The sequence below is a fragment of the Aminobacter sp. Piv2-1 genome (assembly GCF_037625995.1).
GTDB lineage: Bacteria > Pseudomonadota > Alphaproteobacteria > Rhizobiales > Rhizobiaceae > Aminobacter.
This window is the reverse complement of record NZ_JARKMU010000023.1, coordinates 1-2,999: the sequence shown is the minus strand read 5'-3', so window position 1 is coordinate 2,999 and position 2,999 is coordinate 1. Positions and strand designations below refer to the sequence as shown.

2 rRNA genes (1 of these 2 running past the window's edge) are annotated in these 2,999 nt (G+C 54.8%); both read left to right on the top strand.

Annotated features, from left to right (window positions below):
* Nucleotides 1-2,605, top strand: a 23S ribosomal RNA gene (locus AmiPiv_RS24730); it begins 267 nt to the left of the window's first position.
* A 179-nt stretch (nucleotides 2,606-2,784) separates the two neighbouring features.
* Nucleotides 2,785-2,899: ribosomal RNA gene (gene rrf / locus AmiPiv_RS24725) — 5S ribosomal RNA — on the top strand.
* Nucleotides 2,900-2,999 lie beyond the last annotated feature (100 nt).

Genomic DNA, 2,999 nt, shown 5'->3' with positions numbered 1-2,999 from the left:
TAGGTAACTTACCCTGAATACATAGGGGTAAAGTGGCGAACGCGGGGAACTGAAACATCTAAGTACCCGTAGGAAAGGACATCAACCGAGACTCCGCAAGTAGTGGCGAGCGAACGCGGACCAGGCCAGTGGCCTGCAGGAGACAAGCGGAACGACCTGGAAAGGTCGGCCATAGTGGGTGATAGCCCCGTACGCGTAATGCGACTGCAGGTCCTTGAGTAAGGCGGGACACGTGAAATCCTGTCTGAACATGGGGAGACCACTCTCCAAGCCTAAGTACTCGTGCATGACCGATAGCGAACTAGTACCGTGAGGGAAAGGTGAAAAGCACCCCGACAAGGGGAGTGAAAGAGTACCTGAAACCGGTTGCCTACAAACAGATGGAGCCTGAAATGGTGACATCGTACCTTTTGTATAATGGGTCAGCGACTTAGTGTGTCGAGCAAGCTTAAGCCGGTAGGTGTAGGCGCAGCGAAAGCGAGTCTGAACAGGGCGTTCAGTTCGACGCATTAGACCCGAAACCGAGTGATCTAGCCATGAGCAGGTTGAAGGTAAGGTAACACTTACTGGAGGACCGAACCCATAACTGTTGCAATAGTTCGGGATGACTTGTGGCTAGGGGTGAAAGGCCAATCAAACTCGGAAATAGCTGGTTCTCCGCGAAATCTATTTAGGTAGAGCGTCGACCGAATACCCCAGGGGGTAGAGCACTGGATGGGCTAGGGGTCCTCACCGGATTACCAAACCTAACCAAACTCCGAATACCTGGGAGTACTAGTCGGCAGACACACGGCGGGTGCTAACGTCCGTCGTGAAAAGGGAAACAACCCTGACCTACAGCTAAGGTCCCCAAGTTATGGCTAAGTGGGAAAGGATGTGAGGATCCCAAAACAACCAGGATGTTGGCTTAGAAGCAGCCATCATTTAAAGAAAGCGTAACAGCTCACTGGTCTAAATAAGGGTCTTTGCGCCGAAAATGTACCGGGGCTCAAGCCATACACCGAAGCTTAGGGTTTGCAGCTTGCTGCAAGCGGTAGCGGAGCGTTCTGTAAGCCAGTGAAGCCGTACCTGCGAGGGGCGGTGGAGGTATCAGAAGTGCGAATGCTGACATGAGTAACGTAAGGGGAGTGAGAGACTCCCCCGCCGAAAGTCCAAGGGTTCCTGCTTAAAGTTAATCTGAGCAGGGTTAGCCGGCCCCTAAGTCGAGGCAGAAATGCGTAGACGATGGGAACCACGTTAATATTCGTGGGCCTGTGGGTAGTGACGGATCGCACAAGTTGTCGGGTCTTATCGGATTGATCCCGGCAGCGGAGCGGTTCCAGGAAATAGCTCCCACTTATAGACCGTACCCGAAACCGACACTGGTGGACTGGTAGAGTATACCAAGGCGCTTGAGAGAACTATGCTGAAGGAACTCGGCAAATTGCACGCGTAACTTCGGAAGAAGCGTGACCCTTTTGCGGGCAACCGTAGGAGGGTGGCACAGACCAGGGGGTAGCGACTGTTTATCAAAAACACAGGGCTCTGCGAAGCCGCAAGGCGACGTATAGGGTCTGACGCCTGCCCGGTGCTGGAAGGTTAAGAGGAGAGGTGCAAGCTTTGAATCGAAGCCCCAGTAAACGGCGGCCGTAACTATAACGGTCCTAAGGTAGCGAAATTCCTTGTCGGGTAAGTTCCGACCTGCACGAATGGCGTAACGACTTCCCCGCTGTCTCCAGCATAGACTCAGTGAAATTGAATTCCCCGTGAAGATGCGGGGTTCCTGCGGTTAGACGGAAAGACCCCGTGCACCTTTACTATAGCTTTACATTGGCATTCGTAGTGGCATGTGTAGGATAGGTGGTAGGCTTTGAAGCCAGGGCGCCAGCCTTGGTGGAGCCACCCTTGAAATACCACCCTTATCTCTATGGATGTCTAACCGCGGCCCGTTATCCGGGTCCGGGACAATGTATGGTGGGTAGTTTGACTGGGGCGGTCGCCTCCTAAAGAGTAACGGAGGCGCGCGATGGTGGGCTCAGAACGGTCGGAAATCGTTCGCTGAGTGCAATGGCATAAGCCTGCCTGACTGCGAGACTGACAAGTCGAGCAGAGACGAAAGTCGGTCATAGTGATCCGGTGGTCCCGTGTGGAAGGGCCATCGCTCAACGGATAAAAGGTACGCCGGGGATAACAGGCTGATGACCCCCAAGAGTCCATATCGACGGGGTTGTTTGGCACCTCGATGTCGACTCATCGCATCCTGGGGCTGGAGCAGGTCCCAAGGGTATGGCTGTTCGCCATTTAAAGCGGTACGTGAGTTGGGTTCAGAACGTCGTGAGACAGTTCGGTCCCTATCTGCCGTGGGTGTAGGAATATTGAAAGGATCTGTCCCTAGTACGAGAGGACCGGGATGGACGGATCTCTGGTGGACCTGTTGTGGCGCCAGCCGCATAGCAGGGTAGCTATATCCGGACGGGATAACCGCTGAAGGCATCTAAGCGGGAAACCCACCTTAAAACGAGTATTCCCTGAGAACCGTGGAAGACGACCACGTTGATAGGCCGGGTGTGGAAGTGCGGCAACGCATGAAGCTTACCGGTACTAATAGTTCGATAGGCTTGATCGTTCTCATTCCTTATGTTCATCACCAGCGCTCACGCATGAGCGGCCCTTACAGGGCCTATGCTCCGCGAGGGCGCCGGACGACCGGCGACGCGCAGTCGCGCTTGCGGGCCTTGCCCGGAAGCCGATCGCAAACGTCGCCAAGGCACAAAAACAGCTTCTCGATTACATGCCTTTTGCCGACCTGGTGGTTATGGCGGAGCGGCTGCACCCGATCCCATTCCGAACTCGGCCGTGAAACGCTCCAGCGCTGATGGTACTTCGTCTCAAGACGCGGGAGAGTAAGTCGCTGCCAGGTCTGCCAAGGGCATGTAAAATCTTCTCAATACGATAAATGGCCCGCCAAAGGGACCAACGGGCCGCCAGTCTCGCAAGGATTGGGCGGCCCTTTCTGTTGG